We start from the raw sequence: 13,720 nt of genomic DNA, 5'->3' as shown, positions 1-13,720 counted from the left end.
CTACAGGGTTGCGCATTCCAAATGTAGGAGCTGTCGAGTGAAACGAGGCTGCGATCCTTTGATTCTGCCTTTAAAAAACCAAACCCTGACTCAGCGCAGTCTCTCTGTAACATTCAGCAACGATCATGGGCGACACTCCTTCTCGCCTCAGGATTGTCCGTCATGGCTACTCCTTCCTTCACCGCCGCCCAGGCGCCCGCCAGTAGCGCCAAACCGCAACTCGATAAAAAGCCTGGCCTGCTCACCATTGTGATTTTCTTCGCGGTACTGGGCAGCGGGCTGTTGTTCACCGCCTACAGCCTGATGCACGACATGAACGAACTCGGCACCGTGGTGACCACCTGGACGCCGTTTCTGTTGTTGGGCGTGGCGCTGCTGATCGCCCTCGGCTTTGAATTCGTCAACGGTTTCCACGACACCGCCAACGCCGTGGCCACGGTGATTTACACCAACTCCTTGCCACCGAATTTCGCAGTGGCCTGGTCCGGGTTCTTCAACTTCCTCGGGGTGCTGCTGTCCAGCGGCGCGGTGGCGTTCGGCATCATCGCCCTGCTGCCGGTGGAACTGATTCTGCAAGTCGGTTCCTCCGCCGGTTTCGCCATGATCTTCGCCCTGTTGATCGCCGCGATCCTGTGGAACCTCGGCACCTGGTGGCTGGGCTTGCCGGCGTCTTCGTCGCACACCCTGATCGGCTCGATCATCGGCGTCGGTGTGGCCAATGCCCTGATGCACGGCCGCGACGGCACCAGCGGCGTGGACTGGGCGCAGGCAACCAAAATCGGTTACGCGCTGTTGCTGTCGCCGCTGATCGGCTTCGTGTTTGCCGCGCTGTTGCTGCTGGCCTTGCGTGCTTTCGTCAAGAATCGTGCGCTGTACAAAGCACCGAAGGGCGACACTCCGCCACCGTGGTGGATTCGCGGCCTGCTGATCCTGACCTGCACGGGCGTGTCTTTCGCCCACGGTTCCAACGACGGCCAGAAAGGCATGGGCCTGATCATGCTGATTCTGGTCGGCACGCTGCCGATGGCTTACGCACTGAACCGCACCATGCCGGCGGACCAGGCGCTGCAGTTTGCCGCCGTGGCCGAAGTCACCCAACAAGCACTGGTCAAAAGTTCGCCGCTGCCAGCGCCGGCCGACCCGCGTCCGGTGCTGTCCGAATACGTGCGCAGCAAGGAAGCCACACCGCAACTGATCCCCGCCCTCGCCGCCTTGACCGGCAACATCGGTAACGAAGTGAAGGGCTACGGCTCGCTCTCGAAAGTCCCGGCCGAGGCCATGGGCAACGTGCGTAACGACATGTACCTGACCAGCGAAACCATTCGCCTGATGGACAAAAACAAGGTCGGCAACTTCGACGCCGATACCAACGGCAAGCTGCAACTGTTCAAGCAGCAGATCGACAACGCCACGCGGTTCATTCCGCTGTGGGTGAAAATCGCGGTGGCCATCGCACTGGGGCTGGGCACCATGGTCGGCTGGAAGCGCATCGTGGTGACGGTTGGCGAGAAGATCGGCAAAACCCACCTGACGTATGCGCAAGGCGCCTCGGCGGAAACCGTCGCGATGCTGACCATCGGCGCGGCGGACATGTTCGGCCTGCCGGTGTCGACCACACACGTACTGTCTTCGGGGGTGGCCGGGACCATGGTCGCCAACGGCGGCGGCTTGCAGATGAAGACCATCCGCAACCTGCTGATGGCCTGGGTGCTGACCTTGCCGGCGGCGATTCTGTTGTCGGGCAGTTTGTATTGGCTCTTCACCCAACTCTTCTGAAGCCGCGCAATACCCTGTGGGAGCGAGCTTGCTCGCGATGAGGCCATCACATTCAACATCAATGTTGACTGTCAGTCCGCTATCGCGAGCAAGCTCGCTCCCACAGGAGACCAGTGTCAGATCGCGGATTGGATCACCTGCCCCAACCAACCCATAAATGCTCTCACCCGCAACGGCAAATGCCGTTGCCGGGCGTAGAGCAGCGAAACCTCCATGGATGGCGCGTTGAATTGCGGCAGCACCGCCACCAACTCGCCGCTGAGCAGGTGGGGCAGCATGCCCATCAGCGGCGCCTGGATTAAACCAAAACCGCCCAGACACGCCGACTCGTAACAATCGGTGCTGTTGACCGTGACGCTGCCCGCCATCGGCACTCGATGCAACGTGCCCTCTTGCTCGTACACAAAACCCTCCGACCGTGAACCCAATACGCCGACGTAATGGACCAGCCGGTGCTGCGTCAGGTCTTCGAGCCGTTCAGGCATGCCATAACGCTGCAGATACTCGGGGCTGGCGCAGTTGACCATGGTGAAATCGCACAAGTGACGCGCGACCACCGATTGATCCGGTTGCGCGCCAACTCGCACCACGCAATCAAACCCTTCACTGAGCAAATCGACCCGGCGGTCGGTGCTGCTGATTTCCAGCTCAAGATTGGGGTGCTGCGCCATGAACTCGGGCAGACGCGGCATCACCACCCGACGGGCCAGAATATTCGGCATGTCGATGCGAATCCGCCCAACGAGCGACGCTTCGTCCTGGCGGAACAACCCTTCTATTTCGTCCATGTGCGACAGCAAGTCCTTGCTGCGCTCATACAACACCAGGCCGTCCTGAGTCGCCTGAACCTTGCGCGTGGTGCGTTGCAGTAACCGCGTGCCGACCAGCGTTTCGAGAGCCTGGACGTGCTCGGACACGGTGGACCTGGGCAAACCCAGGCTTTCACCGGCGAGGGTAAAACTCGACATCTCGGTGACGCGAACGAACGTGCGCAGCAGTTCCAACTTGTTCATGGGCCGACCTTTATTGTTCGGATTAACCGACCAGTGATTCCGATTTCAGCCTGTTTATCACTTCAGGACGGATAAATAAACTTCCTCCACGTCATCACCCACTGCTCCTTGAGGAAGTCCCATGAACCGTAAAATCGCACTGATCACCGGCGCCAGCCGCGGCCTTGGCAAAAACGCAGCTCTGCATCTGGCAGCCCAAGGCATCGACGTCATCGGCACTTACAACAGCCGCGCCGAAGAGGCACAAGCACTGGTCACAGAAATCGAAAGCCTCGGCGGTCGCGCCGTCATGCTGCAACTGGACGTTGGTAAGAGTGAACGCTTCGCCGACTTCGCCACCCAGGTCGCCGATGTATTGCGCAGCCGTTTTGATCGCGAGCACTTCGACTTTTTGCTCAACAACGCCGGCATCGGCCTGAATGCAACCTTCGTTGACACCACCGTCGCCCAGTTCGATTTACTGATGAACATCCATCTGAAGGGGCCGTTCTTTCTCACCCAGAACCTGCTGCCGCTGATGGCTGACGGTGGCCGTATCCTCAACGTTTCCAGCGGTCTGACCCGCTTCAGCTTGCCGGGTTACGGCGCTTACGCGGCGATGAAAGGCGCGATGGAAGTGCTGACGCGTTATCAGGCCAAAGAACTCGGTGCACGCGGCATTTCCGTGAACACCCTGGCGCCCGGGGCGATCGAAACCGATTTCGGCGGCGGCACGGTGCGTGATAACAGCGACGTGAATGCCTATGTTGCCGGCAATACTGCGCTCGGGCGTGTTGGTCAGCCGGATGATATTGGTGGCGCGATTGCGCTGCTTTTGGCACCGGGCAGTCAGTGGATCAACGGGCAGCGCGTCGAAGCGTCGGGCGGGATGTTTTTGTAAACGCCATCAAGATCAAAAGATCGCAGCCTCGTTTCACTCGACAGCTCCTACAGGGATCGCATTCCAATGTAGGAGCTGTCGAGTGAAACGAGGCTGCGATCTTTTGCTTTTATCCCGAGACAGTCTGGCGCATCACCACCCGCTCGCGCACCACGTCATACGTCCAGTGGTAGACGTAGGTGTATGGCAGGAAAAACAGCAGCACGCCGATATCCAGCACGAACGCTTGCCACAGGCTGACCTTCAGCCACCAGGCAATCAACGGCACACCCACCGCGACCAGACCGCCTTCGAACAACAGCGCATGGACAACACGTACCCACGCGTTGTGCACGATGTCGTAGTGTTTGAGCGCACGGTCGAACAATCCGTTGAAGACCACGTTCCAGGCCAGGGCAAGTGCCGCGATAGCCATGGTCACGACGCCCATGTCGAGCATCGGTTTGTCCATGATCCACGCCAGCAACGGGGTACAGATCAGGATGGCCAGCAATTCGAAACCGATGGCCTGGAAAATACGTTCAGTGATGGATTTGTTGGCGCTCATGGCCAGACTCCTCTGAGTGACTGTGGTTGCCATGATCCTTCTTCACACCGATACTTCATAACCAATAACCATCGATCAAGGCGATAGTAGATGGCCTCTCAGGAAGTGTTGCAGGCGTTTGTGCAGGCAGCGACTCAAGGCTCGTTTTCCGCCGCGGCGCGCAAACTGGGCCGCAGTCAGTCGACCATCAGCGCCGCCGTGGCCAGCCTTGAAATCGACTTGAACCTGACGCTGTTCGACCGTAGCAGCCGCAAACCGACCCTGACCCCGGCCGGGCACGTGATGCTGCAACGAGCCGAGGAGATTCTGGCCGCCACCAGCCGACTGGAAATGACCGCCAGCCAACTGTCCCAGGGGGTCGAGCCGAAGCTGACCGTGGCGATTTCCGACACGTATCAGTCCGACCGATTCGAAGCGGCGCTCAGCGCCTTCGAGCAGCGTTATCCGGATCTGGAACTTGAATGCCTGATCGCCGAATGCGATGACCTGGTGGCCTTGGTGCAACGGGGGCGGGCGCATGTGGCCTTCGCCGAAAAACAAGACAGTTACCCGCCGGACCTGGTCAGTTCGACCGTGGAAGAACGGACTGAGATTGCCCTGTTCGTGTCCCGCGAGCATCCGCTGGCGGCACTGAGCCACATCAATCAAGACGTGTTGCAACAACACCGGGAGCTGCGTCTGGCGACGATCGTCAATCCGTATGAAAGCCGGGCAAAGGGGCGCGTCTGGTCGGCGCCGAGTTATCTGATGCTGCTGGAAATGGCCCAGGGCGGATTCGGCTGGGCGCCGTTGCCCCGGTGGCTGGTGGAGCGGTTTGGCCCAGGGACGTTGCAGGAACTGGACGTACGCGGCTGGCCAAAACCGGTGTTCGTGGATGCACTGTGGTCGCGGCTGCATCCGCCGGGGCCGGCGGGGAGTTGGTTGCTTGGCAAGATGCTGGAATAGCGGCGCTTGAGGGCCACCCCTCACCCCAGCCCTCTCCCCATGGGGGAGAGGGGGAAAGGGAGCTCGATCTCCATAGCTTTCAGATCCTGAGTTCGACTCGATTTTTCAGGTCGATGTAACTCGAAAGAACACCTCGGTCAGTCCCCTCTACCCCCTGGGGAGAGGGTTAGGGTGAGGGGTCGATCTAACTCCCGCAAACGGGCCTCGATAAACCGCCGTTCCGGCACTTGCTGCGTCAACTCCAACGCCCGCTCATAAGCCGTCCGCGCCTCATCAACCCTTCCCAACTGCCGACAAAACTCCGCCCGCGCCGCGTGCGCCAAGTGGTAATCCAGCAAATCACCCCGTGCCAGAATCCCTTCAACCAACCTCAGCCCCGCCAACGGTCCATCCCGTTTGGAGATCGCCGCCGCACGGTTCAATTCGATCACTGGCGAAGGCGCCGCCCGCAACAGCACGTCATACAGACCCACAATCTCCAGCCAGTCCGTTTCCGCCGCCGTGGGCGCTTCGGCATGCGACGCCGCTATCGCTGCTTGAAGGCAATAAGGACCGAATTGCCGAGTCGTCAGCGCCCGCTCTACCAATGCGCAACCTTCTTCGATCATCTCGGCGTCCCACAACGAACGGTCCTGCTCATCCAGCACGATCAACTCTCCGTTCGTCGATGTCCGGGCCGGGCGTCGGGACTCGTGCAGCAGCATCAGCGCCAGCAACCCCATCACCTCGGGTTCGGGCAGCAGTTCCATCAACAGACGACCGAGCCGAATCGCCTCGCGGGTCAAATCCTCACGGGTCAGTTCCGCGCCCATGGACGCGGAATAGCCTTCGTTGAACACCAGGTAAATCACCCGCAGCACGCTGTCCAGGCGCTCGGGCAATTCCGCCAGGGTCGGCACTTGATAAGGAATTTTCGCGTCACGGATTTTGGCCTTGGCACGCACGATGCGCTGGGCGATGGTCGCTGGCGCCGACAGAAAGGCTCGGGCGATTTCTTCCGTGGTCAGGTCGCAGACTTCGCGCAGCGTCAACGGCACCTGGGCGTCCGCCGCGAGTGCCGGGTGGCAACAGGTGAAGATCAGGCGCAGGCGATCGTCTTCCACGTCTTCGTCACTCCAGTCGGCCTGCTCCAGCGCCTCCAGTTGAGCGATCAACATCGGTTGCGACGCGATGAAACGTGCGCGCCGACGCAATACATCAATGGCCTTGAAACGCCCGGTGGACACAAGCCAGGTACGCGGATTGTCCGGCACACCGTCACGCTGCCAGCGCTCGACCGCGACGAAAAACGCCTCGTGCAAGGCTTCTTCGGCGAGGTCAAAATCGCCGAGCAAACGGATCAGGGTCGCCAGAATCCGCCGCGAGTCTTCGCGATATACCTGCTCGACCTGCGCCCGTACCGACTCGACAGACATCAGGCGCCGGGATTCAACTGACGAACGGGACGCACCTCGACACAGCCGACCCGGGCCGCCGGGATGTTGCCGGCGACCTGGATGGCTTCATTGAGGTCTTTGGCATCGATCAGGTAGAAGCCGGCCAATTGCTCCTTGGTTTCGGCGAACGGGCCGTCGGTGATCGACATTTTCCCGTTGCGCATCCGCACCGTGGTTGCGGTCTGCACCGACTCCAACGCCTCGGCGGCGACCATTCGGCCACTGCCCTGGATCGCCTCGGCGTAAGCCATGCATTCAGCGTCATTCGGGCTTTCGGGCAGCGAGTGCAACTCGTGCTCGTTGCTGTAGACCAGGCATAAATACTTCATGGGGCTCTCCTGAATCGAACGGATCAACTATGGCTGCAGATTGACGCTTTCGCGACATTCCCGACGAATCAGCAAGACGCTCATGGTTCCAGGTTGAACAGCACCGTGCCGCTCATCATGTCGAACGGGGCCGACCAGTGTTCGTGGACGATGCGCCATTGCCCATCGTCGCGCCGATAGCAGGCGGTCACGCGCATCCAGCAGGCCTGGGTTTCGCCCTTCTCGTTGGTGCCGCCGCAATGGGCCAGCCAATGGGCGAAGGCGATGTGCTCGTCCGCCACGATATTCATCTGGTCGAAATCAAACTTGTGCGCGCCCTGGCACATTTCCATGCATTCCTGCCAATGCGCGCGGTAGGCGGCCTTACCCCGAAATTGCAGGGCCTTGACCGCGTCGTAGGAGACGATGTCCTCGGCATACAGGGGCATGAGTTTCTCGACATCCTTGGCGATGACCGCCTGACGATAGGTGTCGATCAGGCTCTGGATTTCGTGGGTAGCGTTCATGGTGGTTCTCCGTGGTTTTTGTTGTGAAGACACCCTTAGTCGTCTGGCGAAAAGCCAAATCGACAGCCGAAATAAAAATAATCCATGGACGCAAACTCGTTAGAATCCGAAACACATTTTGTTGGAAAAAGGACACTCCAGTGACAGCCCTACTCGTGCCTTACGACAGCCTTAACGCGCGCCAGCGCCAGCAGGTCGAGGCCATTGAAGTTCACAAAGAACAAATCAAGTTCTCCGGCGACATTCACGGTGCGTTGCACACCTTGCTGTCCAAACCCGGCCCCGGCGTCAAAGGATTTGCCCTGCTGGTCGAGGATGTTCCCGTGGCCTTTCTACTGCTCAAGCGCCCGCCCGTGTTGCCGGCGTGGGCCAATGAACACAGCGCGACCCTGCATGCGCTGCAAGTCGATCAACGGGCTCAGGGCAAAGGCTATGGCAAGGCCTGTCTGCAAGCCTTGCCCGACGTGGCGCGTCAGGCGTTTCCGGAAATAAAGGGACTGGAGTTGTCGGTGGATGCGGATAACGCATCGGCCATCGCGCTTTACGCAAAATTCGGCTGGGTCGACAGCGGCGAAGCCTACAGGGCCCGGATCGGTTACGAACGGCGCATGGGCCTGATTTTCTGAGGTGGTTATGCTCAACAGCATCGAAGAACTGGAAGCCCTCTACGGCCAACCCCACGACCGCGCCGTACGCAAGCAAATCCCTTTTCTGAACGAGGACTATCAGGCGATGGTCCGCGCCTCGCCGCTGGTGATCGTCAGCTCGGTGGGGCCTGACGGGATGGACGGTTCGCCGCGGGGCGACACGCCGGGTTTCGTGCGGATCATTGATGAACGCACCCTGGCGATCCCGGATCGGCCGGGCAACAACCGCATCGACACGCTGCGTAACGTCGTGCTCGATTCGCGGGTGTCGCTGCTGTTCATCATTCCCGGGATTGGCGAAACGTTGCGGGTTAACGGCACGGCAAAAATCAGCGCTGAACCTGGGTTGCTGGAGAGCTTTGCGGTCAATGGCAAACCGGCGCGCACGGTGATGCTGGTGACGGTGGAAGCGGCGTACTTCCACTGCTCCAAGGCCATCGTTCGTTCGGATTTATGGAACCCTGAGAAACATCTGGAGCGCTCGGCGCTGCCGACGGCGGGGGCGTTTCACAAGCGGTTGAATGACGGGCAGTTCGATGCCGAGACGTATGACCGGGAAGCGCCGGCTCGTGTGCGCGACAGCCTCTACTGATCAAACACGAAAAAGGGTTGCCTTGAGGCAACCCTTTTGAGATTTGACTAGCTGTTAGAGGAGAAGACAGTAATCGAGCAACTGCTTCTCGATACTTTGACGCTGGCCGATAACCAAAGCGACCACTACAAGGTTTTCACTCGGGAACACCTCATACAAAACCCGCTGCCCCATGGGCAAGTACTCACGAAAATGAGTGACCCCAAGCGACGCTGCTTCCTGACAAACACCGTAAACATGGGCCTGATTGCTCAGAGCCGTAACGATCTGCATCACCAGCTGATCAACTATCTCTGCAGCTTTTTTTTGACCGCATTGCTGCGTGAGATAGTGCTCCAGCGAAATAACCCCATGCTCCGCAGCGGTCGCAAACTCTACCCTGAAGGCCTCAGGCATCGTTATCGTCTTGCTGCAATTGGCGCCGCTGCGCCAGTCTGGCCAGCAAAGTGTCGCCAGAAATCAGCTTACCCTGCTCTTTGTCGCGAGAAGAAAACGAAAGAAGTTTGATCAGCGCGATGGCCTCATCTCGCCGCTTACGCTCCTCGTAGGACTCGATCACATAAGCCGGAACACCATTCTGAGTGACGAGCATCGGCTCGGAAAGATCCAGCGCTGCCGCATTCTTTTTAACAAAACTGATTGTTTCAACTCGCATCATTCATTCCTCTGCTCACCATCCGAACAGGATGGTCGCCGCAACAAGGTCTGAATTTAGGCCATTAAAAAACTTATCTCAAGAACTCATTTGCTCTTTTCCCAACTCCAACACCATCTCATGCCACGCCATCCCGCCATGGTCAGACGCCGAAGGCTTGATGTAGGCAAACCCGAACCCGGCATACAGCGGAATGTGCCGCTCCTTGCACATCAGATGGATGCTGGTCTTGCCCAGCGCGCGCATCCGCCCGATGAATTCGCCCATCAACCGTTTCGCCAGCCCCTGCCCCTGATAATCCGGGTGCACCACCACCGACATGATCACCACGTGCGGGCCGGCCGGATCGTGGCCGATCAGCTCCTTGAACGCCTCGTCCGACATTTCTACCTGAAACGCCGCACCGGAATTGATGAAACCGGCAACCACGCCATCGACTTCGGCGACGATGAAGCCCTCGGGCCAGGTGGCGATGCGCGTGGCGATCTTTTCGCGAGTAGCAGCTTCGTCGCCTTCGTAGGCAACGGTTTCGATGGCGTAGCAGCGGTCCAGATCAGCAGAATGGACGTTTCGGATGACAGGGTTCGACGAGTTCATGGCGCAGCGCAGACCTTGGGGCAAGTGAGAAGACAGGATAACGCTCGCCGATTCTAGCAATACTTGCTTGCTCTCGAACGGCCGATACCCACCTCTCGTATGAAGTGCATAGGGTTCAAGGACGGTGCCGTAAAGCTTTCATATAACCGCTATCCAAGGCCCCGGGTTCGTATTATCTATCTGTGTCTCGACGATTGATGACGCCCAGCCACGGCAGGTTGAGCGCTCCTCGTCCCACCCACAGGACTTTGATCATGAGCACGACTCAAATCGGCCTACTCGTGTTGTTCAGCATTTCTTCGTTCGGTTTCATCACGCTGTACATCGATTTCCTGCACGAGCGCCGGATAAAGAAAGACAAGTGAGCGACACACCGCCAGGCGCTGCAGCCAGCGCCCGCCGTGCTTTACAGCCCCACCAGGCGATAACCTACCTGCAATTCGGTGATGAAATGCTGCGGCTGGGCCGCATCGGCCTCCAGTTTTTGCCGCAAGTGCGCCATGTGCACCCGCAGATAGTGAGCACGATCGACGTAATCCAGGCCCCACACTTCCAACAGTAGCTGGCGATGGGTCATGACCCGGCCTTGTCCGCGAATCAGCGCGCAAAGCAAGCGATACTCGATGGGTGTCAGATGTACCGATTGGCCCTCGCGCCGGACCTCGTGCGTGGCCAGATCCACTTCAATCATGCCAAATGTCACCTTGCTGGTGACCGCAGCGGTCCCGTTCTGCACATGCCGACGCAACTGGGCGCGGATACGCGCGAGCAACTCGGGCACACCGAAGGGTTTGACCAGATAATCGTCCGCCCCCGCATCCAGTGCCGCCACTTTTTCCTCTTCACGATCACGGGCCGACAGCACCAGAATCGGCACCGTCATCCAGCCCCGCAACTCACTGATCAATTGTTTGCCGTCACCGTCGGGCAAGCCCAGATCGACAATCACCAGATCCGGTTGACGGCTGGCGGCGTGGATCAGGGCGCGTTTGACGTTGTCGGCCTCGAACACCTGAAAACCTTCGTCCTGCAGCGCGATACCGATGAAACGGCGGATGTTGGCCTCGTCCTCGACAATGAGGATGCGTGCACTGGTCATAACGATTCCATGGAAGGCGGATGACCCGCCGGTAGAGTGATGACAAAGCGGATGCCCGAGATGGCCTGAGGCTGAGCCTCGATCGTTGCGCCATGGGCCTGGACAATCCGTTTTGCCAACGCCAGCCCAAGGCCGATGCCGGCAACGGCCGACTCCTGCTGACCCCGGGTGAACGGTTCGAACAAGCTCTGAGGCGTGCTGCCCTGAGGACAACCGGGACCGGCGTCGATCACCTCCAGCACAATGCTGTCCTCCTCTTGCCGGGCCACAACCTGCACCAGCGTTCCGGCCGGGGTGTACTTGGCGGCGTTGTCCAGCAGGTTGACCAGCACGCGCTCGATCAACAGCGCATCGACTTCCACCAACGGCAACAGCGGCGACAGGGCGGTGCGCACCACATGCCGCGCCAACGGCTCGCGCAGTTGACGCAAAGCGCTGCCGACGATTTCCTCCAGCGAGTGCCATTGCCGGTTGAGGCGCACACCGCGTTCCTGCATTCGGGCCATGTCCAACAGGTTTTCGATCAACCGCTGCATGGAGCTGGCCTGATCGCGAATACCGCCCAGCAACTGTGTCAGCGGTCCGGGCGGCGCATGGGGCGCTGCTGCGTCTGCCGCGCCGATGATGGTGGTCAGCGGCGTGCGCAGGTCATGAGAGATCGCGGCCAGCAGGGTATTGCGCATGCGCTCGCCCTCCATCTGCACCAGGGTGCTTTGCGCCACTTCGACGAAATGCACCCGTTCCAGCGCTATCGCCAGTTGGCTCATGCAGGCCTCGAGCAAGCGCTGCTCTTCAGGCCCGTTCAACCGCTCGGGCTCAGCCAGCGCGAGCACCAACACTCCGCGCACGCGCATTGGCGCCTTCAACGGCAAATACCGGCCCTGAGCGGCGGCCAGCGTATCGGTGCCCTGGCCGGCGGGTTGGCCATGGTCGTAAACCCATTGAGCAATGTTTTCATCGATCGCAAATGCACCCGCACCACGCGCGTGGACACTGTCGGCGGCGTCCGGCAGTGTCAGCCCGACCCGCGCTTCAAATACGCCGCTGAAGGTGCGCAGCGCCACCTCCGTGATCTGCTCCACCGTCAGCGCCGCCGACAAGTCGCGAGCCAACCTGGCCAACGAAGTCGCGCGCCGTTCACGGCTGGCAGCGGTGCGGGCTTCATGACGCAGGCGTGCCGTGAGCTGCCCGGTGATCAACGCAATACCCAGCATCAGGGCGAAGGTAAAGAAGTACTGGGTGTCGTTGACCGTAAACGACCAGCGTGGCTGGACGAAGAAGAAATCAAAACACAGCACCGCCAGCATCGCCGCCCAGACACCCGGCCCTCGCCCAAAGCGCAAGGCGACCAGCACCACCGTGAGCAAAAACAGCATGACCACGTTGGCCAGGTCAAACACCTGCAACAGCAACGCGGCTACCGCCGTGGCGGCAAAACATGCCAGGCTGGCCCACAGATAAGCCGGAGCCCTGCTGGGCGGCAGCGCTGCATCAGTGTTCACCGCAACCGCAACCACGGCGGGCAACGGGCCATGCGCGATGACAATCTGATCGATCTCCGGATGGCGACGGCTGATGCGGTCACTGACCGACTGATGCCAAAACTGCCAGACCTTGCGCGGGTAATGCCCCAGCACCAGGCGGTTGGCGTTGTGCTCACGAGCAAACGCCACCAAGGCCTCGGCCACGTCCATGCCGGACAGCGTGGCCGTGTCGGCACCGAATTCGGCGGCCAGTGCCAAGGTCTTCATGGCGGCGGCATAGCGGTGCGCACCCGCGCCACGTCGCTGCACCGAAGGCACATGAACGACAATCCAGTCCGCCTCAAGTTTTTGTGCCAGACGCGCCGCTTCACGAACCAGACGTTCATCCGAAGGGTGCCCTGCCACGCCAACCAGTAAACGCTCGCGCGCGGGCCAAAGGGAGTTGATGGACCGCTCGCGGCGATAGTCGCGCATCTGTGCATCGACGCGATCAGCGGTACGCCGCAACGCCAGCTCGCGCAAGGCCAGCAGGTTGCCCTTGCGAAAGAAATGCCGGGACGCGCGCTCGGCCTGGGGCGGCAGGTAGACCTTGCCTTCCTTGAGACGGCGCAGCAGGTCATCGGGGGGCAGGTCGATCACCACCACTTCATGGGCACCGTCGAACAGATGGTCGGGCACGGTCTCGCGCACCCGGATGCCGATGATCCCGCTGACGATATCGTTGAGACTTTCCAGGTGCTGGACATTGAGGGTGGTCCAGACGTCGATGCCGGCGCGCAGCAGTTCTTCGACATCCTGCCAGCGCTTGGGGTGACGCGAACCGGGAACATTGCTGTGGGCCAGTTCATCCACCAGCAGCACCGCCGGACGCCGCGCCAGCGCGGCATCCAGATCGAACTCGCTGAGGGCACACTCGCGATGCATCACGTTATAACGCGGCAGCAATTCCAGGCCAGCGAGCAGTTCGGCGGTTTCCCGGCGGCCATGGGTTTCTATCACGCCAGCCACCAGGTCTCGGCCCTGGGTCACTTCGCGTTGGGCCGCGGTGAGCATCGCGCAGGTTTTCCCCACCCCGGCGTTGGAACCGAAATAGATGCGCAGTTTCCCACGCAGGGCGGCCTGTTCGTCCTGTTTCAGCTTCTCCAACAGCACGTCGGGATCAGGGCGGCCGTCTCGTGAAGCGGTGAACGTATCAATAACGGGCATGGCAATCC

General features: G+C 60.3%; 15 protein-coding genes. 5 read left to right on the top strand and 10 right to left on the bottom strand.

The window, feature by feature from the left end; translation table 11 throughout:
- The first annotated feature begins 162 nt into the window (after positions 1-162).
- On the top strand, positions 163-1,776 hold the full coding sequence (locus ACA059_RS06845; RefSeq protein ID WP_497633198.1) for an inorganic phosphate transporter: 1,614 nt from the start codon (positions 163-165) through the stop codon (positions 1,774-1,776).
- A gap of 116 nt (positions 1,777-1,892) precedes the next feature.
- Here the strand turns inward: ACA059_RS06845 and ACA059_RS06840 are convergent, their stop codons facing one another.
- On the bottom strand, positions 1,893-2,789 hold the full coding sequence (locus ACA059_RS06840) for a LysR family transcriptional regulator (RefSeq protein WP_497633197.1): 897 nt from the start codon (positions 2,787-2,789) through the stop codon (positions 1,893-1,895).
- Between the two features lie 121 nt (positions 2,790-2,910).
- Here ACA059_RS06840 and ACA059_RS06835 point away from each other — a divergent pair, with 121 nt between their 5' ends.
- The gene (locus tag ACA059_RS06835; RefSeq protein ID WP_497633196.1) at positions 2,911-3,669 is read left to right on the top strand and encodes an SDR family NAD(P)-dependent oxidoreductase; all 759 of its coding nucleotides are present in this window, start codon (positions 2,911-2,913) and stop codon (positions 3,667-3,669) included.
- Between the two features lie 109 nt (positions 3,670-3,778).
- Here the strand turns inward: ACA059_RS06835 and ACA059_RS06830 are convergent, their stop codons facing one another.
- The gene (locus ACA059_RS06830; RefSeq protein WP_497633195.1) at positions 3,779-4,216 is read right to left on the bottom strand and encodes a multidrug/biocide efflux PACE transporter; all 438 of its coding nucleotides are present in this window, start codon (positions 4,214-4,216) and stop codon (positions 3,779-3,781) included.
- Between the two features lie 90 nt (positions 4,217-4,306).
- On the opposite strand from ACA059_RS06830, the gene ACA059_RS06825 reads away from it, so the two are divergent.
- Positions 4,307-5,161: a LysR family transcriptional regulator gene (locus tag ACA059_RS06825; protein ID WP_497633194.1), complete on the top strand. Its 855-nt coding sequence runs from the start codon at positions 4,307-4,309 to the stop codon at positions 5,159-5,161.
- Between the two features lie 137 nt (positions 5,162-5,298).
- On the opposite strand, the gene ACA059_RS06820 is transcribed toward ACA059_RS06825, so the two are convergent.
- The 3 genes from ACA059_RS06820 to ACA059_RS06810 form a co-directional block, all read right to left on the bottom strand.
- A complete protein-coding gene (locus ACA059_RS06820) occupies positions 5,299-6,576 on the bottom strand; it encodes an RNA polymerase sigma factor (protein ID WP_497633193.1) in 1,278 nt (425 codons plus the stop codon).
- Positions 6,576-6,926 (bottom strand): YciI family protein, encoded by a 351-nt coding sequence (locus ACA059_RS06815; protein ID WP_008151161.1) that lies wholly within the window; start codon positions 6,924-6,926, stop codon positions 6,576-6,578. The genes ACA059_RS06820 and ACA059_RS06815 overlap by 1 nt, the downstream gene beginning before the upstream one ends.
- Before the next feature lie 80 nt (positions 6,927-7,006).
- Positions 7,007-7,432, bottom strand: coding sequence for a YybH family protein (locus ACA059_RS06810; RefSeq protein WP_497633192.1), 426 nt, complete (start codon positions 7,430-7,432; stop codon positions 7,007-7,009).
- A gap of 140 nt (positions 7,433-7,572) precedes the next feature.
- Between ACA059_RS06810 and ACA059_RS06805 the strand changes: the two genes are divergently transcribed.
- Entirely contained in the window at positions 7,573-8,058 is a 486-nt protein-coding gene (locus ACA059_RS06805; RefSeq protein ID WP_497633191.1) for a GNAT family N-acetyltransferase, read from the top strand.
- 7 nt (positions 8,059-8,065) lie between these two features.
- Positions 8,066-8,671, top strand: a complete 606-nt coding sequence (locus tag ACA059_RS06800; protein ID WP_461960995.1) for a pyridoxamine 5'-phosphate oxidase family protein — start codon at positions 8,066-8,068, stop codon at positions 8,669-8,671.
- A gap of 54 nt (positions 8,672-8,725) precedes the next feature.
- On the opposite strand, the gene ACA059_RS06795 is transcribed toward ACA059_RS06800, so the two are convergent.
- From ACA059_RS06795 to ACA059_RS06775, 5 genes are all read right to left on the bottom strand, one after another.
- Positions 8,726-9,067 (bottom strand): type II toxin-antitoxin system RelE/ParE family toxin, encoded by a 342-nt coding sequence (locus tag ACA059_RS06795; RefSeq protein ID WP_497633190.1) that lies wholly within the window; start codon positions 9,065-9,067, stop codon positions 8,726-8,728.
- Positions 9,060-9,326, bottom strand: a complete 267-nt coding sequence (locus ACA059_RS06790) for a prevent-host-death protein (protein WP_046049521.1) — start codon at positions 9,324-9,326, stop codon at positions 9,060-9,062. Before ACA059_RS06790 ends, ACA059_RS06795 begins: the two co-directional genes overlap by 8 nt.
- 78 nt (positions 9,327-9,404) lie before the next feature.
- On the bottom strand, positions 9,405-9,923 hold the full coding sequence (locus ACA059_RS06785; protein WP_497633189.1) for a GNAT family N-acetyltransferase: 519 nt from the start codon (positions 9,921-9,923) through the stop codon (positions 9,405-9,407).
- Between the two features lie 406 nt (positions 9,924-10,329).
- A complete protein-coding gene (locus tag ACA059_RS06780) occupies positions 10,330-11,022 on the bottom strand; it encodes a response regulator (RefSeq protein ID WP_150633905.1) in 693 nt (230 codons plus the stop codon).
- On the bottom strand, positions 11,019-13,712 hold the full coding sequence (locus tag ACA059_RS06775; RefSeq protein WP_497633188.1) for a DUF4118 domain-containing protein: 2,694 nt from the start codon (positions 13,710-13,712) through the stop codon (positions 11,019-11,021). Before ACA059_RS06775 ends, ACA059_RS06780 begins: the two co-directional genes overlap by 4 nt.
- Between the last annotated feature and the right edge of the window lie 8 nt (positions 13,713-13,720).

Source organism: Pseudomonas sp. LBUM1647 (assembly GCF_059716175.1).
The sequence above is the reverse complement of the archived record's forward strand: the minus strand, read 5'-3'. Positions and strand labels throughout refer to the sequence as shown.